The organism is Polaromonas sp., assembly GCF_030680935.1.
GTDB lineage: Bacteria > Pseudomonadota > Gammaproteobacteria > Burkholderiales > Burkholderiaceae_C > Polaromonas.
In genome coordinates, this window is the sequence record NZ_JAUXUP010000015.1 from 43,053 (window position 1) to 67,090 (window position 24,038).

Annotated in this window: 22 protein-coding genes and 1 other RNA gene; 15 read left to right on the top strand and 8 right to left on the bottom strand. The window is 60.9% G+C overall.

Annotation, left to right across the window (positions count from 1 at the left end):
* Positions 1-139: 139 nt before the first annotated feature.
* Genes Q8L50_RS04790 through Q8L50_RS04805 form a run of 4 tightly spaced genes read right to left on the bottom strand, consistent with a single transcriptional unit; the run spans position 140 to position 3,740 of the window.
* Positions 140-937 carry an ABC transporter ATP-binding protein gene (locus Q8L50_RS04790; RefSeq protein ID WP_305347519.1) on the bottom strand — a complete coding sequence of 266 codons (798 nt, stop codon included), beginning with the start codon at positions 935-937 and terminating at the stop codon, positions 140-142.
* The gene (locus Q8L50_RS04795) at positions 934-1,785 is read right to left on the bottom strand and encodes an ABC transporter ATP-binding protein (protein WP_305347520.1); all 852 of its coding nucleotides are present in this window, start codon (positions 1,783-1,785) and stop codon (positions 934-936) included. Before Q8L50_RS04795 ends, Q8L50_RS04790 begins: the two co-directional genes overlap by 4 nt.
* Positions 1,782-2,858: a branched-chain amino acid ABC transporter permease gene (locus tag Q8L50_RS04800; protein WP_305347521.1), complete on the bottom strand. Its 1,077-nt coding sequence runs from the start codon at positions 2,856-2,858 to the stop codon at positions 1,782-1,784. The genes Q8L50_RS04795 and Q8L50_RS04800 overlap by 4 nt, the downstream gene beginning before the upstream one ends.
* A gap of 6 nt (positions 2,859-2,864) precedes the next feature.
* Positions 2,865-3,740 (bottom strand): branched-chain amino acid ABC transporter permease, encoded by an 876-nt coding sequence (locus Q8L50_RS04805; RefSeq protein WP_305347522.1) that lies wholly within the window; start codon positions 3,738-3,740, stop codon positions 2,865-2,867.
* Between the two features lie 126 nt (positions 3,741-3,866).
* Between Q8L50_RS04805 and Q8L50_RS04810 the strand changes: the two genes are divergently transcribed.
* Genes Q8L50_RS04810 through Q8L50_RS04820 form a run of 3 tightly spaced genes read left to right on the top strand, consistent with a single transcriptional unit; the run spans position 3,867 to position 6,444 of the window.
* Entirely contained in the window at positions 3,867-5,261 is a 1,395-nt protein-coding gene (locus Q8L50_RS04810; RefSeq protein WP_305347523.1) for an acyclic terpene utilization AtuA family protein, read from the top strand.
* On the top strand, positions 5,258-5,647 hold the full coding sequence (locus Q8L50_RS04815; protein WP_305347524.1) for a hypothetical protein: 390 nt from the start codon (positions 5,258-5,260) through the stop codon (positions 5,645-5,647). Before Q8L50_RS04810 ends, Q8L50_RS04815 begins: the two co-directional genes overlap by 4 nt.
* Positions 5,644-6,444, top strand: coding sequence for a crotonase/enoyl-CoA hydratase family protein (locus Q8L50_RS04820; protein WP_305347525.1), 801 nt, complete (start codon positions 5,644-5,646; stop codon positions 6,442-6,444). The genes Q8L50_RS04815 and Q8L50_RS04820 overlap by 4 nt, the downstream gene beginning before the upstream one ends.
* Positions 6,445-6,506: 62 nt before the next feature.
* Here Q8L50_RS04820 and Q8L50_RS04825 read toward each other — a convergent pair whose 3' ends face one another.
* On the bottom strand, positions 6,507-6,947 hold the full coding sequence (locus Q8L50_RS04825) for an acyl-CoA thioesterase (protein ID WP_305347526.1): 441 nt from the start codon (positions 6,945-6,947) through the stop codon (positions 6,507-6,509).
* Positions 6,948-6,995: 48 nt separating this feature from the next.
* On the opposite strand from Q8L50_RS04825, the gene Q8L50_RS04830 reads away from it, so the two are divergent.
* From Q8L50_RS04830 to htpX, 10 genes are all read left to right on the top strand, one after another.
* Positions 6,996-8,819, top strand: a complete 1,824-nt coding sequence (locus Q8L50_RS04830; protein WP_305347527.1) for an ABC transporter ATP-binding protein/permease — start codon at positions 6,996-6,998, stop codon at positions 8,817-8,819.
* A gap of 143 nt (positions 8,820-8,962) precedes the next feature.
* Complete coding sequence (locus Q8L50_RS04835; RefSeq protein ID WP_305347528.1) at positions 8,963-9,904, top strand: LysR substrate-binding domain-containing protein; 942 nt, start codon at positions 8,963-8,965, stop codon at positions 9,902-9,904.
* Between the two features lie 442 nt (positions 9,905-10,346).
* The gene (locus Q8L50_RS04840) at positions 10,347-11,246 is read left to right on the top strand and encodes a transporter substrate-binding domain-containing protein (protein WP_305347529.1); all 900 of its coding nucleotides are present in this window, start codon (positions 10,347-10,349) and stop codon (positions 11,244-11,246) included.
* A 147-nt stretch (positions 11,247-11,393) separates the two neighbouring features.
* Positions 11,394-12,116, top strand: coding sequence for an amino acid ABC transporter permease (locus tag Q8L50_RS04845; RefSeq protein ID WP_305347530.1), 723 nt, complete (start codon positions 11,394-11,396; stop codon positions 12,114-12,116).
* A gap of 1 nt (position 12,117) precedes the next feature.
* Positions 12,118-12,804, top strand: coding sequence for an amino acid ABC transporter permease (locus tag Q8L50_RS04850; RefSeq protein WP_305347531.1), 687 nt, complete (start codon positions 12,118-12,120; stop codon positions 12,802-12,804).
* Positions 12,805-12,866: 62 nt separating this feature from the next.
* Positions 12,867-13,604, top strand: a complete 738-nt coding sequence (locus Q8L50_RS04855; protein ID WP_305347532.1) for an amino acid ABC transporter ATP-binding protein — start codon at positions 12,867-12,869, stop codon at positions 13,602-13,604.
* 258 nt (positions 13,605-13,862) lie between these two features.
* Positions 13,863-14,903 (top strand): dihydroorotase, encoded by a 1,041-nt coding sequence (pyrC, locus tag Q8L50_RS04860; protein ID WP_305347533.1) that lies wholly within the window; start codon positions 13,863-13,865, stop codon positions 14,901-14,903.
* The gene (locus Q8L50_RS04865; RefSeq protein WP_305347534.1) at positions 14,903-15,679 is read left to right on the top strand and encodes an NYN domain-containing protein; all 777 of its coding nucleotides are present in this window, start codon (positions 14,903-14,905) and stop codon (positions 15,677-15,679) included. Before pyrC ends, Q8L50_RS04865 begins: the two co-directional genes overlap by 1 nt.
* On the top strand, positions 15,676-16,470 hold the full coding sequence (locus Q8L50_RS04870; RefSeq protein ID WP_305347535.1) for a DUF3025 domain-containing protein: 795 nt from the start codon (positions 15,676-15,678) through the stop codon (positions 16,468-16,470). Before Q8L50_RS04865 ends, Q8L50_RS04870 begins: the two co-directional genes overlap by 4 nt.
* Before the next feature lie 84 nt (positions 16,471-16,554).
* A complete protein-coding gene (gene htpX, locus Q8L50_RS04875) occupies positions 16,555-17,439 on the top strand; it encodes a protease HtpX (RefSeq protein WP_305347536.1) in 885 nt (294 codons plus the stop codon).
* A 50-nt stretch (positions 17,440-17,489) separates the two neighbouring features.
* On the opposite strand, the gene Q8L50_RS04880 is transcribed toward htpX, so the two are convergent.
* The gene (locus Q8L50_RS04880) at positions 17,490-19,124 is read right to left on the bottom strand and encodes an NAD(P)/FAD-dependent oxidoreductase (RefSeq protein ID WP_305347537.1); all 1,635 of its coding nucleotides are present in this window, start codon (positions 19,122-19,124) and stop codon (positions 17,490-17,492) included.
* Positions 19,125-19,250: 126 nt separating this feature from the next.
* Here Q8L50_RS04880 and rnpB point away from each other — a divergent pair.
* An RNA gene (gene rnpB, locus Q8L50_RS04885) (RNase P RNA component class A) lies at positions 19,251-19,578 on the top strand.
* On the opposite strand, the gene Q8L50_RS04890 is transcribed toward rnpB, so the two are convergent.
* The gene (locus Q8L50_RS04890) at positions 19,579-19,941 is read right to left on the bottom strand and encodes a DOPA 4,5-dioxygenase family protein (RefSeq protein ID WP_305347538.1); all 363 of its coding nucleotides are present in this window, start codon (positions 19,939-19,941) and stop codon (positions 19,579-19,581) included.
* Positions 19,941-21,590, bottom strand: coding sequence for an MBL fold metallo-hydrolase (locus tag Q8L50_RS04895; protein WP_305347539.1), 1,650 nt, complete (start codon positions 21,588-21,590; stop codon positions 19,941-19,943). Before Q8L50_RS04895 ends, Q8L50_RS04890 begins: the two co-directional genes overlap by 1 nt.
* Positions 21,591-21,727: 137 nt before the next feature.
* On the opposite strand from Q8L50_RS04895, the gene Q8L50_RS04900 reads away from it, so the two are divergent.
* Positions 21,728-22,705 (top strand): tripartite tricarboxylate transporter substrate binding protein, encoded by a 978-nt coding sequence (locus tag Q8L50_RS04900; RefSeq protein ID WP_305347540.1) that lies wholly within the window; start codon positions 21,728-21,730, stop codon positions 22,703-22,705.
* Positions 22,706-24,038: the final 1,333 nt, after the last annotated feature.

Genomic DNA, 24,038 nt, shown 5'->3' on the forward strand with positions numbered 1-24,038 from the left:
TTTCTCAATTTGCACGGGGGCGGCCTCTCGCCTCCCGGGAGCTGGTGGATTTGTTGGCAAACAGGTGTGGGCTCGCGAAGCCGTTCGCGCTATGTCGGTCCCCACGCTGCGGGGCCCCTCGCCAAGTGCGCTCACGGCTTCATCTCCATGTCTTCTTCTTCTTCCAGCGGCGCTCACTGCGCACGCCGTCTTCCTTCATGCCCAGGTAGAACTCCTTGATGTCTTCCTTTTCCCGCAACCGGGCACAGGTGTCTTCCATCACGATGCGGCCGTTTTCCAGCACGTAGCCGTAGTCGGACGCGTTCAGGGCCATGTTGGCGTTTTGTTCAACCAGCAAGATGGTGGTGCCGCGCTCGCGGTTGATGCGCACCACGATCTCGAAGATTTCCTTGGTCAGCTTGGGGCTGAGGCCCAGGCTGGGCTCGTCCAGCAGGATCAGGTCGGGCGAGGCCATCAAGGCGCGCGAGATCGACAACATCTGCTGCTGGCCGCCCGAGAGCAGGCCCGCATCCTGCAAGGCCCGCTCGCGCAGGATGGGGAAGTAGCCAAACACGGCTTCAATGTCTTTGGCCACGCCATCGCGGTCCTTGCGGGTGTAGGCGCCCATCAGCAGGTTGTCGCGCACGCTGAGCAGCGGGAACACCTCGCGGCCTTCGGGCACATGGCTCAGGCCCTGCTGCACAATGTAGGCCGGATCTTGCGCGGTGATGTTGCCGCCCTTGAACTCGATCGAGCCTTTGCGCGGATCGATGATGCCGGAGATGGTTTTCAAAATGGTGGTTTTGCCCGCGCCGTTGGAGCCCAGCACGGTGGCGATTTCGCCGCGCCGCACCTGCAGGCTGACGCCGCGTATGGCCTTGATCGGTCCGTAAGAGCTCTCGACGTTGAGCAGCTTGAGCACGGGCTGGTCGCTGACCGGAGGAGGTACGGCGCTCATGAGCGGGCCTCCTGGTTGAGATTGACCGGCTGGTGCTGGCGGCGCAGTGACGACACATCATCGACCGAGCCGAGGTAGGCCTCGATCACGCCAGGGTCGTTTTGCACCTCGCGCGGTGTGCCCATGGCGAGGACTTCGCCCTGGTTCATGGCCAGCACCCGGTCAGAGACCTTGGAGACCAGCGTCATGTCGTGCTCCACCATCAGCACAGTGATGCCCAGCTCGTTTTTGATGTCCTGGATCCAGAAAGCCATGTCGTCGGTTTCTTCCACATTCAGGCCCGAGGAGGGCTCGTCTAGCAGCAGCAGCTTCGGTTCAGTGCACAAGGCCCGAGCCAATTCCACCACTTTGCGCACGCCATAGGGCAGGCCGGCAACATAGGAGTCGCGGTGATGCTGCAAGTCCAGGAAGTCGATCACCTCCTCGGCTTTTTCACGCGCCTGAATCTCAGCCTCACGGGTTTTCTGGGTGAAGAAGATTTCGCTCCAAAGCCCGGTTTGCCTGTGGGTGTGCCGGCCTATCAGCAGGTTGTGCAGTACGGTGGCGTGTTCAAACAATTCGATGTTCTGGAAGGTGCGCGCAATGCCCAGCGCGGCGATCTTGTGCGGTGGCTGATCGGTCAGCTTGGCGCCCAGGTAGTCGATCTCGCCGGTGGTGGGCGTGTAGATGCGGCTGATCAGGTTGAACACCGTGGTCTTGCCCGCACCGTTGGGGCCGATCAGGGTGAAGACTTCGCCCTGCTTGACATCAAAGCTGACGTTGTTCACGGCCAGCACGCCGCCAAAACGGACACTGAGGTTTCTTGCGGACAGCAAGGGCTGCCCGGCTGGTTGTAGTGTGGGGCTCATTTCAGACGATCTGATTTCTGGAAGGATTTCTGCCGCTTGAACATGCCTTTTCGGTAAAACGGAAAGGTCTGCAGATAGGTACGCACTTTCAGCCAGCGGCCATACAGGCCCAGGGGTTCAAACAGCACAAAGGCAATCAACACCATGCCATACACCACGCCTTGCAGGCCCGGTGCCTGGCCGATGGCGGCGGGCAGGTAATCCTTGACCAGCGCAATCGCCTGCGGCATCGAGATCAGGAAGATTGCACCCAGAAAGGCGCCGTGCACCGAACCGACGCCGCCGACCACAATCAGCAGCAGCAGCTCTATGGACTGCAGGATGTTGAATTGGTCGGGCGATATGAATTGCAGCTTGTGTGCATACAGGGCGCCGGCGACACCGGCCAGTGCTGCCGACAGCGCAAACGAAAGGGTTTTGTAGCGCGCCAGGTGAATGCCCATGCTTTGCGCGGAAATTTCCGAATCTCGGATAGCCACAAAGGCGCGGCCCGTCGGTGAACGCAGCAGGTTCAGGATGGCCAGCGTAGAGACAACCGCCAGTAGCAGGCAGAGAAAATAGAAGGCTTCGCCGCTGTCCAGCTTCCAGCCGAACATGTCGGGCGCCTTGATGTGGATGCCCGAGTTGCCGCCGGTGACGCTTTCCCAGCGTGCAAAGACCTCCTCGACGATGAAGCCGAAGGAAAGTGTGGCCATGCCGAGATAGATGCCTTTGACGCGCAGTGCCGGCAAGCCAACAACCAGACCCACAGCGGCCGACAGGCCGGCCGCGCAGGCCAGCGCAATCGGAAAGGGCACACCGGCATTGGTCATGACGGCCTGGGTATAGGCGCCGACGCCAAGAAAGGCGGCATGACCCAGCGAGAACAGTCCGGTGAAGCCCGCCAGCAGCATCAGTCCCAGGCCGGCAATCGAATAGATCAGGATGAAGGTCAGCTGGGCCAGCCAGTATTCGGCAAACAGCCAGGGCGCAGCAACCAGCAGCAGCATCAGCGCGCCGTACCAGAAGACATGCCCGCCGTGTTTGGCAAGCTTGATGTCCTGCCCGTAGTCGGTTTTAAATATGAAACGCATGAGGGCTTAGACTTTCTTGCGGAGTTTTTCGCCGAACAAACCGTTGGGCTTGACCATCAGCATGAACAGCACCACCACATAGGCCGCGATGTCCTTGATGCCATCGGGCGCGTAAAAACCGGCCAGCGATTCGACAATGCCGATGATCAGGCCGCCGACAATGGCACCGGGCAAGCTGCCGAAGCCGCCAACCACCGCGGCCGGGAAGGCCTTCAAGCCGATGAAACCCATGTTGGCGTGTACAAAAGTAATGGGCGCGAGCAGCAGTCCAGCGACCGCTGCTACGGCTGCGGCCAGACCCCAGACAAGCCCATTGATGCGTTTGACCGGAATACCCATGTAGTAGGCGGCCAGCTGGTTCTGCGATGACGCCTGCATGGCAATGCCCAGCTTGCTGTACTTGAACGCCGCAAACAGCACGAGGCACAATGCAGCGGTGCTGCCGATGACGGCCATTTTTTCGACATTGAGCACCAGCGCGCCGACGTTCCAGATCTGGTCCTTGTAGGGCACGGGCAGGGTGTGGGTTTCGGTGCCTATGCCGGGGATCATGGTGATCAGGCCGCGTGCCGTGTAGCCGACACCGATGGTCAGCATCACAATGGAAAACGCGGGTTGACCGAGGATGGGCCGTATCACCAGCCGCTCCAGCAGCACGCCGAACAGGGCCATCCCGGCAATCGAGCTGAGGATGGCCAGCCAGTAGGGAAAGCCCAGCATGGTCATGCAGGCCAGTCCGCCGAAAGCGCCCAGCATCATCAGCTCACCCTGCGCGAAGCTGACCGTCTCGGTGGCCTTGTAGATGAGCACAAAACCCAGCGCGATCAGCCCGTAAATACAGCCCTGCGCTGAGCCGTCGATGATCAATTGCAATATCTGCACTTTTACTCCACAATAAATTTTTACAAAGCAGGTGCTTGGTAAAAATAAACGAATTGCCGGAAGGCGGGCCGAGCCGCAACTTTTTTCCGCTTTGAATTTGACGGGGTTGATCATGAGCTGGATTCAATGAAAAAATCAATCCGGATTGGTGCCGGGTTGGGTTTCTACGGAGACGCATGGGAACCGGTGCTGGCAAGCATTGAGCGTGGAGGTGTTCAGTACATCGCGAGTGACCACCTCGCCGAGCTCACGCTGGCGATCTTGCAGAAGGACCTGCAGCGTGATGTTTCCCTCGGCTACGCTAGGGACGTGGTGCCCATGCTCATGCGTTTGTGGCCGGCCATGGCGCAGCGAAAAGTACGCTTCATCTGCAACGCCGGAGGCCTCAATCCGGCCGGTGCGGCAGCCGCTGTTCGCGACGCTTTTGCGGCAAAAGGATGGACTGCGCGCGTCGCCGTTGTGACAGGAGACGAGGTTTTAAAGCAGCTCTCTGACCTGGCACCGGCACATATGTTTAACGGCGCTTCATTTGATTCGGTGTGCGAGCGCATGGTGTTTGCAAATGCCTATCTTGGCGCGCGCCCCATCGTTTCTGCACTGCAGCAGGGCGCAGATATCGTGATCACCGGGCGTGTGGCCGATGCGGCCCTATTTCTCGCGCCGCTGGTGCATGAGTTCGACTGGAACCTGGGTGACAGTGCGGATCCTGCGACACCCGCCGACCTGAATCGTCTGGCCCAGGGCCTGGCTGTCGGGCACCTGCTCGAGTGTTCGGGTCAGGGCAGCGGCGGCAACTTTGGCAGCCTGCAGGCCTGGAAAGATATTCCCGATCTGGCCCACATCGGTTATCCGATTGCCGAGGTCAGTGAAGACGGCAGCGCCGTCATCACCAAGGCGCCGGGCACCGGTGGCCGCATCAACTTCGACACCGTGCGCCAGCAACTGCTGTACGAGGTGCATAACCCCCACGCCTATGCCTCCCCCGATGTGATGCTGGACCTGTCCACCATCCTCCTCGAAGACCTGGGCCAGGACAGGGTGCGCATGACGGGCGCGACGGGCCACGCGCGCCCTGAGCAACTCAAGGTCGTGGGTGGCTATCGCGACGGCTTCAAGGCCGAGGTGACCTGGGGCTTCAGCTGGCCTGACGCGTACGACAAGGCGCTGGCGGCAGTACAGATGGTGAAGGCGCAGCTGGCCGACAAGGCGGTGCCGCACGAGGCGTTGTTTGTCGAATTTCCGGGGCTCAACTCGGCGCATGGCGCGCTGGCGCCCCTGCCTGATACCGCCGGGCTGGCAGACCTCAACGAAGTGTGGGTGCGCATGGTGCTGCGCACGAACGATAAAAAAGCCGCTGACGGTTTTGGCCGCCTGTTTCCGTGGATGGGGCTCAGCGGCCCGGCTTACACCTGCGGTTTTCACGGCTTGCACAACACCAGCGAATTGCTCGGCATCTGGCCGGCGCTGATAGACCGCAGCCTCGTCGAGCCAAACACGCGCGTGGAGCTGCTACAGACATGAACACACCCGCACAGAAAATACAGCTTGCCCGGCTGGCCCATGCGCGCAGCGGCGACAAGGCCGACTGGGTGGACTTCGGCCTGTTTGCCTGGAACGAAACTGGATATGCCGTCCTGGCCCGCGAGGTCACGGTCGAGCGTGTGCAAGCCCACTTTGCCCCCTGGCTGCCGGGCCGGGTCGAATGCTGGACCTTGCCGAACATTCTGGCGATCAAACTGGTGTTGCATGACGCGCTGCAGGGCGGCGGTGCGCGCAACCTGCGGCTGGACAACCTGGGCAAGTCCATGGCGGCGGCGCTGCTGCGCATGGAGATCAATGTCAACGACTATGAACTCGCCGCCTGCCTGGCGGCGCCCCGTGTTGGCTGGTGGGGAGACAAACCATGAGTATTCATGTTGAAAAAAATGGGGAGGTCACGGTCATCACGCTGGACCGCCCCGACGTGCGCAATGCAGTGGACAGCGACCATGCGCGTGAACTCTACGAAGCTTTTCTGGCCTTTGATACCGATGACAGCGCGAAGGTAGCGGTGTTCCATGGCGCGAACGGACATTTCTGTGCCGGCTGGGATTTGCAGTTCGGCGCAAAGCTGCTGCGCGAAGCGCAGGGCGGCGATGCCGGGGTGTTTGCGGACCTGGAATTCCAGGCAGAGGACAAACAGCCAGCCGGTCCCATGGGCCCCTCCCGGCTGCTGCTGTCCAAACCGGTGATTGCCGCCGTCAGCGGCGCAGCCGTCGCCGGCGGCATGGAGCTGGCGCTGTGGTGCGACATGCGGGTGATGGAGGAAGACGCCTACTTCGGCGTGTATTGCCGCCGCTTCGGTGTGCCGCTGATCGACGGCGGCACGGTGCGCTTGCCGCGCCTGATCGGTATGGGCCATGCGATGGATTTGATCCTGACCGGTCGCAAGGTTGAGTCGGCGGAAGCTTTGCAGATGGGGCTGTGCAACCGGGTGGTGCCGCGCGGCACAGCGCGCGAGGCGGCGCTGGCATTGGCGCGGCAACTCTCGACTTTTCCGCAGAAAACCATGCTGGCGGATCGCCAGAGTGTTTACACGCAGTGGCACCTGCCCTTGCCGCAGGCGCTCAAGCAGGAGTGGGACCGCGGCCGGGAATGTATTGCCGAGGGCCTGCAGGGCGCCGCGCGTTTTGCCGGCGGGCAGGGCCGGCACGGCAAGTTTTAGTTGGAAGAAGGCCTCCAGCCCATACCAGACGAGCGTGATCAGCTATCAAAAGCAGAGCGGATTTACTGCGGACGTGGCAGCGAGGACGGCGGCACCGGCCGTGGCTGGCCGGCGTCGTCAATCGCCACATAGGTCACGCTGGCCTCGGTCACCTTGATGTAGCGCCCCTGGGAGCGGAAGCGCTCGGCATAGACCTCGACCTTGACCGTCATGGAGGTGCGGCCAATCCGCGTGAGCTGTGAATAAAAAGACAGGATGTCGCCAACCCGCACGGGTTGCTTGAAGATGAACTCGTTGACCGCCACCGTGGCCATGCGCCCATCGGCATACCGAGCCGGAATCACCGAGCCGGCCAGGTCCACCTGGGCCATGACCCATCCGCCAAAAATATCGCCGTTGGCATTGCAGTCTGCCGGCATCGGGATCACCTTGAGCACCAGCTCCTTGTCCAGGGGCAGCGTGACGCTCAAAGGGTCATGGGCAAGGTCGGTTTGGGTGGACATAGGCACAATCGGTGATGGAAAATTAAAACAACAGGACAATTGTCTCCGATGCGCTCCTATGCCCCCGCCGCCGAAGCACCGCCAGCCCCCGGCGCAACCCCCGCCCCCGACATAAACCGCTCCGACTGGGCCACGCTCCAGCGCCTGTTTCCCTACCTCTGGGACTACAAATGGCGCGTGCTGGCTGCCCTGAGCTTCATGGTCGGCGCCAAGGTTGCCAATGTCGGTGTGCCGCTGCTGCTGAAAAACCTTGTCGATGCGATGAGCTTCAAACCAGGCGACGTGCAAATCGTGCTGGTGGTGCCGGCCGCCTTGCTGGTGGGGTACGGCCTGCTGCGCCTGTCCACCTCCTTGTTCACCGAGCTGCGCGAGCTGGTGTTTGCCAAGGCCACCGAAGGCGCGGCGCGCCGCATCTCGCTGGAGGTGTTCCGGCATCTGCATGCGCTGAGCCTGCGTTTTCACCTGGAGCGCCAGACCGGCGGCATGACGCGCGACATCGAACGCGGCACTCGCGGCGTGCACTCGCTGATTTCGTATTCGCTGTACAGCATCATCCCGACGTTGATCGAAGTCACGCTGGTGCTGACGCTGCTGGCGGTCAAGTTCGACGTCTGGTTTGCCGGCATCACCATCATTGCGCTGGTGTTCTACATCACCTTCACTGTCACGGTGACAGAGTGGCGCACCAAGTTCCGCAAGGAGATGAACGAGCTCGACTCCACGGCGCACAGCCGGGCCATCGACTCGCTACTGAATTACGAAACCGTCAAGTACTTCAACAACGAAGACTTTGAAGCGAAACGCTACGACGAGAACCTGCTGCGTTACCGCCGCGCTGCGGTCAAGAGCCAGACCACACTGAGCATGCTCAACACCGGCCAGCAACTGATCATTGCTGCCGGCCTGGTGGCCATGCTCTGGCGCGCCACGCAGGGCGTGGTGGACGGCCGCATGACACTGGGCGACCTGGTCATGGTCAATGCCTTCATGATCCAGCTCTACATTCCGCTGGGTTTTCTGGGCGTGTTGTACCGCGAGATCAAGCAAAGCCTGACCGACCTGTCCAAAATGTTCACCCTGATGGAAAAGGAGCGCGAAATCGCCGACCAGCCCGGCGCACAGCCCCTGAGTCTGCAGGCCTCGCCAGCGCTGCGGTTTGAAAATGTCAGCTTTGCCTACGAGCCGTCACGGCCCATCCTGCACAACATCAGCTTCGAGATTCCGCCCGGTAAAACCGTCGCGGTGGTGGGCTCGTCCGGAGCCGGCAAGTCCACGCTGGCGCGGCTGCTGTTCCGTTTCTACGACGTCCAGCAGGGTCGCATCACGGTGGCCGGCCAGGACATCAAGCAGGTGACCCAGGCCAGCGTGCGCCAGGCGATAGGCATCGTGCCGCAAGATACGGTGCTGTTCAACGACACGGTGGAATACAACATCGCCTACGGCCAGCCCGGCGCCAGCCGCGCCCAGGTGGAAGAAGCCGCGCGCGCTGCGCGCATCCATGACTTCATCAGTTCCACCCCTGCCGGCTACGGCACCATGGTCGGCGAGCGCGGGCTGAAACTGTCCGGCGGCGAAAAGCAGCGCGTGGCGATTGCACGCACCCTGCTGAAGAACCCGCCCATCATGATTTTTGACGAGGCGACCTCGGCGCTGGACTCTGCCAACGAACGCGCGATCCAGGCGGAACTTCGCAGCATTGCTGAGAACAAAACCACGCTGGTGATCGCGCACCGCCTGTCCACGGTGGTGGATGCCCATGAAATCCTGGTGATGGAAGCCGGCCAGATCATCGAGCGCGGCACCCACGCCGAGTTGCTGGCGTTGGGGCAGCGTTATGCGGCGATGTGGGCGTTGCAGCAAAGCGCCGAATAAATTGAGAATGTTTCAGCGCTCCAGCCCAATCAGAGTTTGCGCGAGCAGCTCCTTATTTGATAGCGGGTGGGGTACGTGCTGGCGGTTCCAGTCTGCGGGATTCCCATACACCGGCCATCGCCGTCTCCTCGCATAATTGCCCCATGGAAACCAAATGGCTGGAAGATTTCGTCAGTCTCGCTGAAACGCGCAGTTTCAGCCGTTCGGCGACGCTGCGCCACGTGACGCAGCCAGCATTTTCGCGGCGCATCCAGGCGCTTGAGGCCTGGGCCGGCACCGACCTGGTGGACCGCAGCTCCTACCCGACGCGCCTGACGCCGGCTGGTGAAACCCTGTACAGCCAGTCGCTGGAGATGCTGCAGGGCCTGCAATCGACACGCGCCATGCTGCGCGGCCACAACTCGGCCGGGCAGGATGTGATCGAGTTTGCGGTCCCGCATTCACTGGCCTTCACTTTCTTTCCGGCCTGGGTCACCAGCCTGCGCGAGAAGTTCGGCCCCATCAAGAGCCGTCTGATTGCCCTCAATGTCCATGATGCGGTGATGCGCCTGGTCGAGGGCAGTTGCGATCTGCTGATTGCCTACCACCATGACTCCCAGCCCTTCCAGCTCGACGCCGACCGCTACGAGATGATCAGCCTCGGCCAGGAGGTGCTGGCGCCTTTCGTCAAGGCCGATGCGGACGGTGCGCCGCTGTACCGCCTGCCCGGCCGCGCTGGCCAGCCGCTGCCTTATCTTGGTTACGCGCCCGGCGCCTATCTGGGCCGGGTGGTGGACCTGATCCTCAAGCAGTCCAGCACCGCCATCCACCTGGACCGGGTGTATGAGACCGATATGGCAGAGGGTCTCAAGGCGATGGCTCTGGAAGGACACGGCATTGCGTTTCTTCCGTTCAGCGCGGTCAAGAAAGAGCTGAGGGCCAAAAAACTGGTGAGCGCGGGTGAGGGGCTGGAGATGACGATGGATGTGCGCGTGTACCGCGAACGACCCGCCGGCAAAGACGTCGCCAAAAGCCCGGCTCAGGCCTTGTGGCAGTTTCTTGAAAGCCAGTCGCTAGCCAGGCCGCCTGCCAAATCACGTTCGTGAATCGGGGGCTCAGGAGGCGCTCTAAGTAGCAACCCTGATCGGTTATAAAAAAAATGCATGAACCAGCGCGTTATCAGCATTGGCTTTTCATACGCCATAAATTTACAGTCCGTTTCGTTCTGCGAAGCGGACGGTGACTGTCTGACGGGGCCTGCCAAGGGTTTCCGAAGGGCTGGCACAAAGACTGCTTAGCTGACAACTCTGTTGCGCCGATTTGAACGCTGGCACTATCTTGGGGAATGCTTTTTGCTGGATCTGCTTTTTGCCTTCACGCACTGCGGCTTTACCCGCATGCTGTCGGCCATGGTCAGCTACAGCGCGTTCTTGTACATACCAGTCAGTCGGCTGGCGCGTTGAGGGCTGGGGTAAACCTTGGGCATTCGCCCATGGCCTGCTCCTTAGAATGTCATCATCAACTATTTCATCAACTGAAGGAAATTTCATGAAACTCAAACTTGCCGCACTGACCATTGCTGTCCTCGCGACCAGCGGCGCTTTTGCCCAGGCCAACGACACCCTCGCCAAAGTCAAGGCTTCCGGCGTGATCACCATGGGTGTTCGCGACTCTTCTGGCGCTTTGTCCTATACCCTGGGTGACGGCAAGTACACCGGCTACCACGTCGAGGTCTGCAACCGTGTCATTGCCAACGTCGAAAAGGCGGTTGGCCGCAAGCTTGAAGTCAAATACCAGTCGGTGACTTCGCAAAACCGTATTCCCCTCGTCCAGAACGGTACCGTGGATATTGAGTGTGGTTCCACCACCAACAACGCCACCCGCCAGAAAGACGTGTCTTTCCTGCCGACCACCTTTGTTGAAGAAGTCCGTATCGCTGTCAAGGCCAACTCCGGCATCACCAGCATTGCCCAGCTCAACGGCAAAAACGTGGCAACCACCACCGGCACGACTTCGGTCCAGACACTGCGTAAAAACGAGCGCGCTACCGGCGTTGACTTCAAGGAAGTGTTTGGCAAAGACCACTCTGACAGCTTTTTGCTGCTGGAGTCCGGCCGGGCTGATGCCTTTGTGATGGACGGCTCCATTCTTGCCGGCAACATTGCGACTGCAAAAAACCCCGCTGACTTCAAAATTGTCGGTGAAGTGCTCAGCGTGGAACCGATTGCCATCATGATCCGCAAGGATGACCCGGCATTCAAGAAAATCGGCGCTGACACCGTGGCTGACCTGATCAAGTCCGGCGACATGGCCAAACTGTGGGACAAGTGGTTCATGCAGCCGATTCCTCCAAAAAACACCCGCGTTGGGCTGGCTGTCAGCGAGAGCACCAAGGCCGCATGGGCCACTCCGAATGACAAGCCCATGGAAGACTACGCCAAGAAGTAATCCGGGTCAGAGCTAAATCGCAAACCCCGTCGGTAACTTTCTGGCGGGGTTTGTTGTTTGTCAGGGGACTGGTTCAGCGTTTCCCGGACACCCTGGGTTGCAGGGCAACAGGCGATCAATTGAAAATATTTCTTGGCGGGAGTAGATATGAACTGGGATTGGCGGGTTTTTCTAAACGACGACGGCAGCGGACGCACTTACCTGGAGTGGATGTTTGACGCCTGGGGCTGGACCCTGGCCGTCGCCGGTGCGTCGTGGGTCGTGGCCATGGTGGTAGGGGTGCTTTTCGGTACGCTGCGCACCCTGCCCAACAGCCCCTGGCTGGTTCGCCTGGCCAACGCCTGGGTAGAGCTGTTCCGCAACATCCCCCTGCTGGTACAGATTTTCATCTGGTATTTTGTGGTGCCAAAAATGTTTCCGGCGATGAAAGATCTGCCGAGTTTTGTGCTGGTGGTTTTTGCGCTTGGGTTTTTTACCTCGGCCCGTATTGCCGAACAGGTCAGGGCGGGCGTGCAGTCGCTGCCCCGGGGCCAACGCTACGCCGGCATGGCCATGGGGTTTACCACCGCGCAGACCTACCGCTATGTGATTTTGCCCATGGCTTTCCGGATCATTGTTCCGCCGCTTACCAGCGAATCGATGAATCTGCTTAAAAATTCATCGGTGGCATTCGCCGTGTCGATTGCCGAGCTGACCATGTTTGCAATGCAGGCCCAGGAAGAAACCTCGCGCGGCATCGAGATTTATCTGGCGGTCACTGCCGCCTATGCGGTGTCTGCGTTCGCCGTCAACCGGGTGTTTGCCTTCATCGAAAAGAAGGTCCAGATCCCCGGCTATGTCATGGCCGGCGCAGCTGGTGGAGGGCACTGACATGTTTGGACTCGACCTGAGCTTTTTCAACTGGGACATCATCTCCAAGTTCGTCATCAAGGGATTTTTCTTCAGCATCCAGCTGACGATTGTGGCCACCATAGGCGGCATTATTTTTGGCACCATCCTGGCGCTGATGCGCTTGTCGGGCAAAAAAATCCTGGTGGTGCCAGCCACCATCTATGTCAATGGAATGCGATCGGTGCCGCTGGTGATGGTGATTTTGTGGTTCTTCCTGCTGGTGCCAGCCGGGTTTTACGCGCTGATCCCCGGGGGCAGCAACTACCGTGCTGAAATTTCGGCCGTCATCACTTTCGTGGCTTTTGAGGCTGCCTACTTCAGTGAGATCATGCGGGCCGGCATTCAGTCGATCTCGCGCGGGCAGGTCAATGCGGGGCGCGCGCTGGGCATGACTTACGCGCAGAACATGAAGCTCATTGTTTTACCGCAGGCCTTCAGAAACATGGTGCCCATCTTGCTCACGCAGACGATCATTCTGTTTCAGGACACCTCTCTGGTGTATGCGATTGGCGCCTATGACCTTCTCAAGGGTTTCAGCACTGCGGGCAAAATTTACGGCCGAACGGAAGAGGCCTACCTGCTGGCCGCAGTGGTTTATTTTGTGATGTGCTTCGGTTTGTCCTACATGGTCAAACGCCTGCAGAACAAAATTGCCATCATTCGGTGAATTTCTCAAACCATGAGAAGACAAGCTAAAAAGCGGATCAAGAGCGAAGACTGGAGAACATGATGATTGAGATGAAAGACGTTTCCAAGTGGTACGGCACGGTTCAGGTGCTCAACAACTGCAGCACCCACATCAAGAAGGGTGAAGTGGTGGTGGTCTGCGGGCCGTCGGGTTCCGGCAAATCCACATTGATCAAGGTCATCAACGCCCTGGAGCCCTTCCAGAAGGGCGAGATTTTTGTCGATGGCCAGGCCGTGCACGACCCCAAGACCGACCTGCCCAAGCTGCGCTCACGCGTCGGCATGGTGTTCCAGAACTTCGAGCTGTTTCCGCATTTGAGCGTTACCGAAAACCTCACCCTGGCACAGGTCAAGGTGTTGGGGCGCAGCCAGGAAGAGGCCAAAACACACGGCCTCAAATATCTGGACCGTGTCGGCCTGATGCTGCACAAGGACAAGTTCCCTGGCCAGTTGTCCGGCGGTCAGCAGCAGCGTGTGGCGATTGCCCGCGCGCTCAGCATGGACCCGATTGCCATGCTGTTCGACGAGCCGACTTCGGCGCTCGATCCGGAGATGGTGGGTGAGGTGCTCGACTGCATGATGGGCCTGGCGACCGATGGCATGACCATGATGGTGGTCACCCATGAGATGGGTTTTGCCAAGAAGGTCGGCAGCCGCGTCATCTTCATGGACGTGGGCGGCAAGATTCTGGAAGACTGCTCGAAAGACGAGTTTTTCATGCATCCGGAAAATCGCCAGGATCGGACCAAGGATTTTCTCAACAAGATCCTGGCGCACTAGGCGCTGCCGCGCGGCGCTACTGCGCGGGCGTATCGCTGCGGTGCGGGTCCCACAGGCCATCCCCACGTACCCAAAGTACTGAGCTGCCGCTACTGCGCGGGCGCACTGCGTCGTTGCAGCCCAAGGAAAATCCTCACGACCCTTGAGGTCGCTCCGGTTTCCCTCGGGCGCCCGCGCCTCGCATTGCATCCCGCTCGCTACGCGCCGGGATCGGGGCGGATATAGGGATAGGGCCTTGAGATTTGGGACAATGGCGCCATGACCCAAATCACCATCACCCGCCCCGACGACTGGCACCTGCATGTGCGCGACGGCGACGCCTTGCACACCGTCGTGCCGCACACGGCAGCTCAGTTTGGCCGGGCCATCATCATGCCCAACTTGCGTCCACCCGTCACCACAGCCGCGCAGGCCGTGGCTTACCGCCAGCGCATCCAGGCCGCGGTGCCGGCCGGCGTGGCCTTTGAGCCCTTGATGACGCTGTACCTGACCGACAACTTGCCGCCCGACGAGATCAAACGGGCCAAAGATGCGGGTGTGGTCGCTGCCAAGCTGTACCCTGCCGGCGCCACCACCAACAGCGATGCCGGCGTGACCGATCTGCGCAAGACTTACAAAACACTGGAAGCGATGCAGCGCGAAGGCCTGCTGCTGCTGGTGCACGGCGAGGTGACCTCGCCCGATATCGACCTGTTTGACCGCGAGGCGGTGTTCATCGACACCCAGCTGATTCCGCTGCGGCGCGATTTCCCCGAGCTGAAAATTGTCTTTGAGCACATCACCACCAAAGAGGCGGCGCAGTACGTGTATCAGGCCGACCGTTTCACAGGGGCCACCGTCACCGCGCACCACTTGCTGTACAACCGCAACGCGATTTTTACCGGTGGCGTCCGGCCGCATTATTACTGCCTGCCAGTGCTCAAGCGCGAAACCCACCGTCTCGCGCTGGTGGCAGCCGCAACCGGCGACAACCCGCGTTTTTTCCTGGGTACCGACAGCGCGCCACACCCCGCCCATCTCAAGGAACACGCGACAGGCTGCGCGGGCTGCTACACCGCGCATGCGGCGATGGAGCTGTACGCCGAGGCCTTTGATTCTGTGGGTTCAATTGACAAGCTGGAGGCGTTTGCCAGCTTTAATGGCGCTGACTTCTACGGCCTGCCGCGCAACACCGGCACGATCACCCTGAAGAAAGAAAGCTGGACGCCGCCCGAGAGTTTTGCATTTGGCGAGGCTCAGTTGAAGCCGCTGCGAAGTGGTGAGACATTGCCCTGGAAAATGCTTGCCGGGAGGCCCTGATGGAACGCAAACCGCGCGTCGCGCTGCTGATTGACGCCGACAATTCGCCGGCCTCCAAGATCGATTTGATCCTCAACGAGTTGTCCACCTTTGGCGAGACGAATATCCGCCGCGCCTACGGCAACTGGAAAAAAAGCGAGCTCAAGGGCTGGGAAGAAGCCCTGCATGAACACGCGATCCGCCCGATGCAGCAGTTTGACTACAGCAAGGGCAAAAACGCCAGCGACATGGCCATGGTGATTGACGCACTGGAGCTGCTGTATACCGACCGGCCCGATGCTTTTGGCATTGTGTCGTCCGACGCCGACTTCACCCCGCTGGTGATGCACCTGCGTGCCAAGGGTGCTGCGGTGTATGGTTTTGGCGCGCAGAAAACCCCCGAGCCTTTTGTCAACGCCTGCTCGCGCTTTTTGTACCTGGACAAGCTGCGGCCCATGGCGGCGGTGGACGCCCCGGCAGGCGCCCGCGAAGACGCCGAAGCGGTCGCCGCTGCGCCGCTGCGAGCAACGCCAGCGCAACTCAAGCAGGACGCCAAACTTGTCATGCTGCTGCGCAACGCGGTGCAGGCCGCTGCAGACGACGAGGGCTGGGCGCGCGTGGGTGCGGTGGGCACACAAATCGCCAACCAGGCCTCGTTTGACCATCGCAACTACGGCTATGCCACCCTGACCAAGTTGCTGGTGGCCACCCAGCTCTTTGAAATAGCAGACGAAGGCAAGTCCACCGTGATGGTGCGCGACAAAAGACAGGCCCGGCCCGCCGCCAGAAACGGATGAACGCTGGCGCGCCGTTTTCTGCGCTACCTATCGCCTGGAGCCAGCCCTGGTTGGAGCCCTGGCGTGAAACCGGCCAATGCGTGGCACAAAACATCGCAGGCGGTGCCCCGATTCATGATGCGCTGAACCAGCAGCAGGCTGGCGTCCCGCGCTTTGTGCCACAAAGCGCCTTGCCGCCGGGGCACGCCTATGAACAGTTCATTTCCGAAACAGGTGCTGTCCCTACCCGCAACAACCTGCACGACTTTTTCAACGGCCTGTGCTGGCTGCGCTTTCCTGAAACCAAGAAAAAACTCAACCAGCTGCAAGCATCAGAAATTGCCAGTGCGGGTGTTACCCCTCTGCGCGGGCCGGTGCGCGATGCGCTGACGGTGTTTGACGAAAATGCGGCTTTCCTGCAGGCGCCGCAACCGCTTTGGGATGCCCTGCTGGCGCGCGACTGGCTGCGCTTGTTTGTGGACCTGCGGCCGCTGTGGCAGCAGGCGCAGCTGGTGCTCTTTGGCCACGCGTTGCTGGAGAAGCTGCTTGATCCACGAAAAACGATCACAGCCCATGTGTACCGAGCGCAACCAGCTATGAATTCGATAGCGAAACTGGACGCCTGGGTGGCGCAAGACTTAAGCGCTGGCAAGCTGGCCGGCAAGCCATTTACCCCTTTGCCCGTGTTGGGTGTTCCGGGCTGGTGCGCCGAAAACGAGAACTTTTCCTTTTATGATGATTCCTCTGTTTTCAGGCCGCGCAGCGCAGGAGCCCGCAGAAAAACCCGTGTAGTGGGCTGTGGTGAGACTTGATTTGGACTGAATTTGCCCCATTTTCTGCAGGAGCAGCCCGATTTTCGGCTGGCTTTTTTTAATGTCGACCTCTACGGAGCATCCATGAAACGTATTTTTCTGTTCGTCATGACCAACCTTGCAGTGGTGGTGGTGCTGGGCATCGTCGCCAGCTTGCTGGGTGTCAATCGTTACCTGACACCGCAGGGCCTGAACCTGGGCATGCTGCTCGGTTTTGCCGCCGTCATCGGTTTTGGTGGCGCCATTATTTCCCTCTTGATCAGCAAGCCCGTCGCCAAGTGGAGCTCGGGCGTGCGTGTCATCAACGAGCCGCAAAACGCCGACGAAGCCTGGATTGTCCAGACCGTTCAAAAGCTGGCGACCGAAGCCGGTATCGGTATGCCGGAGGTCGGTATTTTTGAGGGTGCGCCCAACGCCTTTGCCACCGGTGCTTTTAAAAACTCGGCGCTGGTGGCGGTGTCTACCGGCTTGCTGCAGGGCATGACGCGCGAAGAGATTGAAGCCGTGCTGGGCCACGAGATCGCCCACATCGCCAATGGCGACATGGTCACCATGACGCTGATTCAGGGCGTGATGAACACTTTTGTGGTGTTCCTCAGCCGCGTGATTGGTTATGCGGTGGACAGCTTTTTGCGCCGTGGCAGCGACAACAACTCCGGCCCCGGCATTGGTTACTGGGTCACCACCATCGTGCTGGACATCGTACTCGGGTTTGCAGCCGCCATCGTGGTGGCCTGGTTCTCACGGCACCGCGAGTTTCGCGCCGATGCCGGTGCGGCGCAGCTGATGGGGCGCAAGCAGCCCATGATCAACGCGCTGGCCCGCCTGGGCGGCATGGTGCCCGGTGAGTTGCCAAAAAGCGTGGCGGCCTTCGGAATTGCCGGCGGCATAGGCAAGCTGTTCAGCACGCACCCGCCGATTGAAGAGCGTATTGCCGCGCTGCAAAACGCACAACCCGGCCAGGTCTGAGCTGGCCGGGCCACAAACTGAAAAAGCCGCTGCTGCTGCAGCGGCTTTTTTTAGGGTCGGGCGCCGCTCGCAGTGATGCTGAGCGCCACCGCCTCGGCCACCTCAATGCCGTCCACACCGGCCGACAAAATGCCGCCCGCGTAGCTGGCGCCTTCACCCGCCGGGTACAGCCCTTTTACATTGATACTCTGAAAATCGTCGCCGCGCGTGATGCGCAGCGGTGACGAGGTGCGGGTCTCCACCCCGGTCAGCACCGCGTCAAACATGTCAAAACCCTTGATCTTCTTGCCAAACACCGGCAGGGCCTCCCGCATCGCGGTGATGGCGTAGGCGGGTAGCGCGCTGGCCAGGTCGGTCATCAACACGCCGGGTTTGTAGGAGGGCTCTACGCTGCCTAGCTGCGTGGAAGCATTGCCCGCCACAAAGTCCCCGACCAGCTGGCCAGGCGCGTGGTAGTTGCTGCCGCCCAGCGTGAAGGCATGTGACTCCAGCGCGCGCTGAAAGTGGATGCCCGCCAGCGGACCGCCCGGATAGTCGGCTGGGGTGATGCCCACCACAATGCCGGCGTTGGCATTGCGCTCGTTGCGCGAATATTGGCTCATGCCGTTGGTCACCACACGGCCCTCTTCCGAAGTGGCCGCCACCACCGTACCGCCCGGGCACATGCAAAAGCTGTAGACAGAACGGCCATTGGCTGCGTGGTGCACCAGCTTGTAGTCGGCAGCGCCCAGCAGCGGGTGACCGGCGTGCTGGCCCAGCCGCGCGCGGTCAATCAGGCCCTGCGGGTGTTCGATGCGAAAGCCGACTGAAAATGGCTTGGCCTCCATATACACGCCGCGTTCATGCAGCATGGCGAAGGTGTCGCGTGCACTGTGGCCGGGTGCCAGCACCACATGGTCGGTACGAAGCTCGTAGCTTGTGCCATCGGCCAGGTTCTGCACTGTCAGGCCCCTGAGCTGGCCGTTTTCTATCAGCACATCGCTCAGGCGCTGCTCAAAACGGATCTCACCTCCCATGGCAATGATCTGCTCGCGCATGTGTTCCACCACCTTGACCAGCTTGAAGGTGCCTATATGGGGCTTGCTGACCAGCAAAATTTCGTCGGGTGCGCCGGCTTTGACAAACTCTGTCATCACCTTGCGGCCCAGGAAACGCGGGTCCTTGATCTGGCTCCATAACTTGCCGTCGGAAAAGGTGCCGGCGCCGCCTTCGCCAAACTGCACGTTCGACTCGGGATTCAGCACACTTTTGCGCCACAGGCCCCAGGTGTCTTTGGTGCGTTCACGCACCTTTTTGCCACGCTCCAGCACGATGGGATGCAAACCCATCTGCGCCAGCAGCAAGGCCGCAAAAATGCCGCAGGGGCCGAAGCCGACGACTACCGGACGCAGCGCCGGGGCCTGAGCGGCGCTGGCGACCAGGTGGTAGCTTTGATCAGGGGCGGGGCGAATATGCGGGTTGTCGTCAAACTTTGCCAGCAGGCTGGCCTCCAGCGCGGGGCTGGCCACCTCTACATCGGCGATGTAAACCAGCAGCAGCTTTTGCTTGCGCGCGTCGTAACTGCGTTTGTAGACGGTGTGGCTTTGCAGGTCGGCGCGCGTGATGCCCAGTGTGGCGGCAATCAGCGCGGGCAGGGCGTCTGCGGGGTGGTCAAGCGGGAGCTTGAGCTCGGTCAGGCGAATCATGGCGGGTGTACCTCGTGGATCTGTATTTCGGATCTGTGAAGCATTTTAGGTCACTGGCCCATATGGGGCTTGCGCAACCAGCTATCAAATAAGTAGCAGACGAATTGCCGGGATAATAGACCCCGTGAAGCACGCCAGACTGCCGCTGGTGCAAGGGTGGAAACACCGCACTGGAGGAAGGTCCGGACTGCACAGGGCAGCGTAGCAGCTAACGGCTGTCCACCGTGAGGTGAGGATCAGAGCTACAGAGACGAGCCGGTTAAGTCCGGGTGAAACGAGCAATCTCTACGCGCAGCAATACCAAGTAGGCACACGTTGACGGGGCCCCCGGAGTGTGCGGGTAGGTAGCACCGAGCCGTCTGGCGACAGACGGCCCAGATTAATGGCAGTCACGGGGCGGTAACCGCAAGGAAGTCGTTCCGCACAAAATCCGGCCTATCGGCGGGCTTCACACTTATTCAGCTTGCTTGAAGATCGACAAATCAAGCGGCCGCACGGCTCCCATCCAGATCGCATGGTCGCGGTGGTCGGCAAGGTCGTCACCCGTCAGCGGATGGGTGAATATCACCAACCCCTCCCGGTTCAGCGCCAGCCAGGTGATGACTTCACCCGCTATCGCCGCATCAAAGGCCAGCTGACAACTCCAGTCCGGGTGAGGGCCCACAGGCTGCTGATGAATACGCCCCATTTGCAAGGGAAAGCGCCGCGCTGCCGCTTCACACAGGCTGCGCGCTTTTTCCAGGCTGCTGGCGTCAAAGTACACATGGGCATGAAAACCCGTGACCGGCGCTTGTGGGGTGATGCTTGCGGTGTTCATCAGGCTGAAAATCCTGCTGACTGGATTCTCTCCACATGCGCCAGCAGCGACCGTTTGGCCACCGGCCAGATGCGTGGGTCCACATCGTCGTAGGCGAGTTTGACCCAGTCGTCCATCGATCCATCCGGTTGCGCCTGCATCACGCCAATGATTTTGGCTTCGCGTTTCAGGCGGTGCGCCTTGAGCTGGGCAATCGCGGTTTTGGCTTCGCCAATCACGTAGCCGTGGGCCGGCGCGATGAAGCTGATGCCGTGTTCGTCGCAGGCGGCGCTGAGGCCGTCCAGCGACTCCAGGTAGGCGTTCATGTTGCCGTCGGGCGGGTCCACCACGGTGGTGCTGCCGTTGAGGATGTGGTCGCCGCTGAACAAAATACCGTCTTCCACCAGCACCAGGCACAGGTGGTTGGCGGCGTGGCCGGGGGTGTGAATCACCTTCAATGTGTGAGTTATTTTGGCCTCTGGCCCTTGTCCCGCAAGCGTGAGCAGCTCCTGATTTGATAGCGACCGGTCGGGCGCAAACTGGCTGGCGGCTCGGGCTGTGGGTGCCGAGGGCAGGCCCAGAATCGGTGGGGGTGTGCCACACATCGCCTGCAGCGGTTTGGCGCCCGGCGAGTGGTCGGCGTGTGAGTGGGTGCACACAATCATGCGGATGTTGCCGCCCGCTGCGCGCCACAGGCGTTGCAGGTGGTCGCTGTCCGCCGGGCCGGGGTCGATCGCGATGTAGCCGGTGTTCGGGTCGCCGACCAGGTAGCTGTTGGTGCCGGGGCCGGTCATCACGCCGGGGTTGGGTGCGGTCAGGCGCATCAGGTTTTTCAGCAGCGCCGCGGGTTGCGCCGTCTGCCAGTCGAGTGCGTGCACCATCTGCCCGTCGGGGCTGGTCAGCGCGAGTTCGCCATACGGTGCTTCATGCTCCATGTAGCGTGCTTCGGCCCCTTCCAGAAAACCGGCGCGCGGGCAGGATGTCCACAGCGGCTGTTCTGAAGCGGCGCAGGCCTGCAGCACGGCATCCACGGTTTTGAAATGCTGCAGGCGCTGCAGCGTGCGTATGGTCGGGAAGATGATAAAAAAGCCGCCGGCTTCATGCCGCGCCAGCGCGTCGGCCGGCCGCACCCAGCAGGGTTCAAACTGCTCGGCTTCGTCGGCCACCGGCTCCTGGCCCTCGGGCATGCGCGCCACCAGAAAAGGCACATCAAAGCGGCGTGGCAGATCCCGGTCGGTGACCCAGTGCGCCAGCACAAACACCTGGTCGCCGGCCAGTACCAGGCCTTGGTCGCGGCACTGCGCGGCAAACGGCGCCTTGCGGTCCAGCGCCGCGATGTCGGCGGTGGTCGCATGGCTGCCGTCGGCATGACGGGCCAGCAGCACGCCGAGTTCTTCAAAACTTTCGCGGATGGCGGCAATCGCCTGTGTCAGGTGCAAATCGCTCTGGCTGGCGCGGCGCGTGGACTGCGCATGCGCCGCACTGTCGGCTGCATCGATGCCGCCGCCGGGGAAGACATAGGCGCCCGGCGCAAAACTGGCTGTCATGGAGCGCCGCGTCATCAGCACCTCGATGCCTTGCGGGCTGTCGCGCAGAAGCAGCACGGTGGCCGCAGGGCGGGTGGGCGCGGGTTCGCGCTGCGGGTACAGGAGTTGGGAGGGTCGGACCATGGGCTGATTTTGCGCGAAGCGCGGAGGGACGTGGGGGTGTGATGCGAATGGTTGGCATGCTAAGTATTAACCGCAATGGCGGTTTGACTGGCTCCTGCCGATACTGGCGACTACTTCATTCGCAGGATCACCCCACCATGAAACACTGGATCTCCCGAACCGCCCTGGCCGTCACGGCCGCCGCGCTGTGCGCCACCTCGATGAGTGCCATGGCCCAGGCCTGGCCCGCCAAACAGCCGATCAAGTTTGTCGCTGTGTTCCCGCCTGGCGGCTCGGTCGATCAGGTGGCCCGCATCCTGGCAGTGCCGTTGTCGCAGCAACTGGGGCAGAACATCATTGTGGAGAACAAGGGCGGCGCGTCCGGTTCCATTGGTACCGCGGCCGTGGCAACGGCGCCGGCCGACGGCTATACCTTCGCGGTGGTGTTCGACACCCACGGCGTCAACCCCAGCCTGATTCCCGGCATGCCCTTCGACACCCGCAAGGACCTGGCCCCGGTCATGGTCATCGGCACCTCGGCCATGGTGCTCGCCACCTTCGCGGCATCCGAGTACAAAACCTTTGGTGATGTGGTGGCCGCCGCCAAAGCGAAGAAGAATGTCAACTACGGCAGCATTGGCTCCGGCAGCCTGGGCCACCTGGCCATGTCGCTGCTCTCCAAAAGCGGCGGTATCGACTGGCAACACGTGCCCTACAAGGGCGGCGGCCCGCTGATGAGCGACGCCGTCGCCGGCCATGTGCCGCTGGCCATCGGCTCGGTGTTTGTCACCAAACCGCACATCGACAGCGGCCGCCTGCGCCCGCTGGCCGTGACGACCAGCAAACGCGCGCCCGAACTGCCGAATGTGCCGACCGTGGCCGAAAGTGGTTTTGCTGGCTTCGACGCACCGGCCTGGTGGGCCATCCTGGCACCGGCCAAAACCCCGCCCGAGGTCATCAAGCGCATGAACGAGGAAATCAACAAGGCGCTGAAAAACCCGGAGATCGCGAACAAGCTCAGCGCGCAAGGCATCGACATCCTGGGCGGCACGCCCGACGCGGCGCGTGTCTTCATCGACAAACAGATCGACACCTGGGCCAAGGTGGTGAAGGACAACGGGATCAAGGCGGATTGAACCTCGCTGCTGGATGATGGAAGGGCCTGCGGGCCCTTTTTTGTTTGGGCTGTACGCCACTGAAGGACGTCTCAGCTTTGCCGATGTGGCGCGGATGCTGCATGGCGTGCCCCGGCCATGCCGTGAGATGAAAAAGCGGGCCGGTTGCACGCCGACTCTGTCGGTTTGAAGGCTATAGTGGCGCAAGAAATGCGCTTGCGCGTCTGGTCTGGTGGCCGGGCAGAAGTCAAACAGGGCCGGCGACTTTCAAATTCAATATACCTGCGCATAGATACAGTGTATTGACGTAACTTTATGAATTCAAACGCATTTTTCAATTTTCAGGCGCCACGTTATCTGACTGGCCGCCATGTTATCCGGCAGTTTCGCGGGATATATCAAAGTTAGACCTCATGCTGAAAGCCTCTCTTGGAACCCTTGCCGGAGCTCTCCTTGTTGGATGTAGTGTCGGCGCCTTGCGGCCAGTTGATTCAGGTGAAACACGCCGTATGGAGCCGCCGCACTTAATAGTTCAGGTTTGCCTCCGCTCAGACCCCTCTAGAAAGACTATAGGCTTTCAAACCGTGAAGAGTGACTCGGTGGGAGGCGGAGGCCAAACAGTCACGGGGACAAGCGGGACGGGGCAGCCAATTTTCGAAACCTATACTGCGCCCCTCTCTGAGTTGAAGGCTTTGCTCGTGACACTGCAACGGCCAGCTCACTACGTGTTTCAGCCGCCAGGCGATGCAACTCTTGCGACATGGTCTCAGTGGCAGGCCCCTAGTGCTGTGGCGAGAGATGGGAACTGGGGTGTTGGAGTAGGGATGGTGAATGGCGTACGACCAAACCTAGCCCCTGTCGGTGACGTAGATGCCCCAATGATTCGCTATCGCCTGATGTTCTTTTCAGACTATTTACTGGGCGTGCGGCGGCGTGCGAGCGCGGGGCCGGACGCGGACATCACCCCATGCTGATGCCGCGGTCTAACCCGTCGGCCCACGCGGAGCCGCAACTAGAGGAAGCGGCTTCGCCGCAAGTGTTGCGACCCGGTAGCCTCCAACGTTAGAGCGCAATGTCCGCTTGGTTGCTCCTCGTTCTCACCTGCGCCTGCGCGGCGCTGGCAATCGACGCCTTCCGAATGGGTGAGCCATTGCGTGAGACACCGTGGCGCTTCTGGCCTACGGAATGGAAAAAGGGCCAAGGCCACCTTACCCTCGCGCAACAGGACGAACTGCAGCGCCAATCCAGCGCGAGTCATTGGTCATTTCTTGGTTTGGGCTGGTTGGCGTGGTGTTTCTCCCTAATGACCGTTCTCCTTGCGGTTCTCACGGTGAGAGCCTTCGCGTCATGAGGG

Coding starts and splice junctions, on each gene's coding strand:
- Q8L50_RS04835 (WP_305347528.1), top strand. CDS start 8,963: ATGGAAACCAAATGGCTGGAAGATTTCGTCAGTCTCGCTGAAACGCGC.
- Q8L50_RS04850 (WP_305347531.1), top strand. CDS start 12,118: ATGTTTGGACTCGACCTGAGCTTTTTCAACTGGGACATCATCTCCAAG.
- Q8L50_RS04870 (WP_305347535.1), top strand. CDS start 15,676: ATGAACGCTGGCGCGCCGTTTTCTGCGCTACCTATCGCCTGGAGCCAG.
- Q8L50_RS04830 (WP_305347527.1), top strand. CDS start 6,996: ATGCGCTCCTATGCCCCCGCCGCCGAAGCACCGCCAGCCCCCGGCGCA.
- Q8L50_RS04845 (WP_305347530.1), top strand. CDS start 11,394: ATGAACTGGGATTGGCGGGTTTTTCTAAACGACGACGGCAGCGGACGC.
- Q8L50_RS04855 (WP_305347532.1), top strand. CDS start 12,867: ATGATTGAGATGAAAGACGTTTCCAAGTGGTACGGCACGGTTCAGGTG.
- Q8L50_RS04800 (WP_305347521.1), bottom strand. CDS start 2,858: ATGCGTTTCATATTTAAAACCGACTACGGGCAGGACATCAAGCTTGCC.
- Q8L50_RS04890 (WP_305347538.1), bottom strand. CDS start 19,941: ATGAACACCGCAAGCATCACCCCACAAGCGCCGGTCACGGGTTTTCAT.
- Q8L50_RS04795 (WP_305347520.1), bottom strand. CDS start 1,785: ATGAGCCCCACACTACAACCAGCCGGGCAGCCCTTGCTGTCCGCAAGA.
- pyrC (WP_305347533.1), top strand. CDS start 13,863: ATGACCCAAATCACCATCACCCGCCCCGACGACTGGCACCTGCATGTG.
- Q8L50_RS04820 (WP_305347525.1), top strand. CDS start 5,644: ATGAGTATTCATGTTGAAAAAAATGGGGAGGTCACGGTCATCACGCTG.
- Q8L50_RS04815 (WP_305347524.1), top strand. CDS start 5,258: ATGAACACACCCGCACAGAAAATACAGCTTGCCCGGCTGGCCCATGCG.
- Q8L50_RS04825 (WP_305347526.1), bottom strand. CDS start 6,947: ATGTCCACCCAAACCGACCTTGCCCATGACCCTTTGAGCGTCACGCTG.
- Q8L50_RS04880 (WP_305347537.1), bottom strand. CDS start 19,124: ATGATTCGCCTGACCGAGCTCAAGCTCCCGCTTGACCACCCCGCAGAC.
- Q8L50_RS04840 (WP_305347529.1), top strand. CDS start 10,347: ATGAAACTCAAACTTGCCGCACTGACCATTGCTGTCCTCGCGACCAGC.
- Q8L50_RS04900 (WP_305347540.1), top strand. CDS start 21,728: ATGAAACACTGGATCTCCCGAACCGCCCTGGCCGTCACGGCCGCCGCG.
- Q8L50_RS04865 (WP_305347534.1), top strand. CDS start 14,903: ATGGAACGCAAACCGCGCGTCGCGCTGCTGATTGACGCCGACAATTCG.
- htpX (WP_305347536.1), top strand. CDS start 16,555: ATGAAACGTATTTTTCTGTTCGTCATGACCAACCTTGCAGTGGTGGTG.
- Q8L50_RS04895 (WP_305347539.1), bottom strand. CDS start 21,590: ATGGTCCGACCCTCCCAACTCCTGTACCCGCAGCGCGAACCCGCGCCC.
- Q8L50_RS04790 (WP_305347519.1), bottom strand. CDS start 937: ATGAGCGCCGTACCTCCTCCGGTCAGCGACCAGCCCGTGCTCAAGCTG.
- Q8L50_RS04810 (WP_305347523.1), top strand. CDS start 3,867: ATGAAAAAATCAATCCGGATTGGTGCCGGGTTGGGTTTCTACGGAGAC.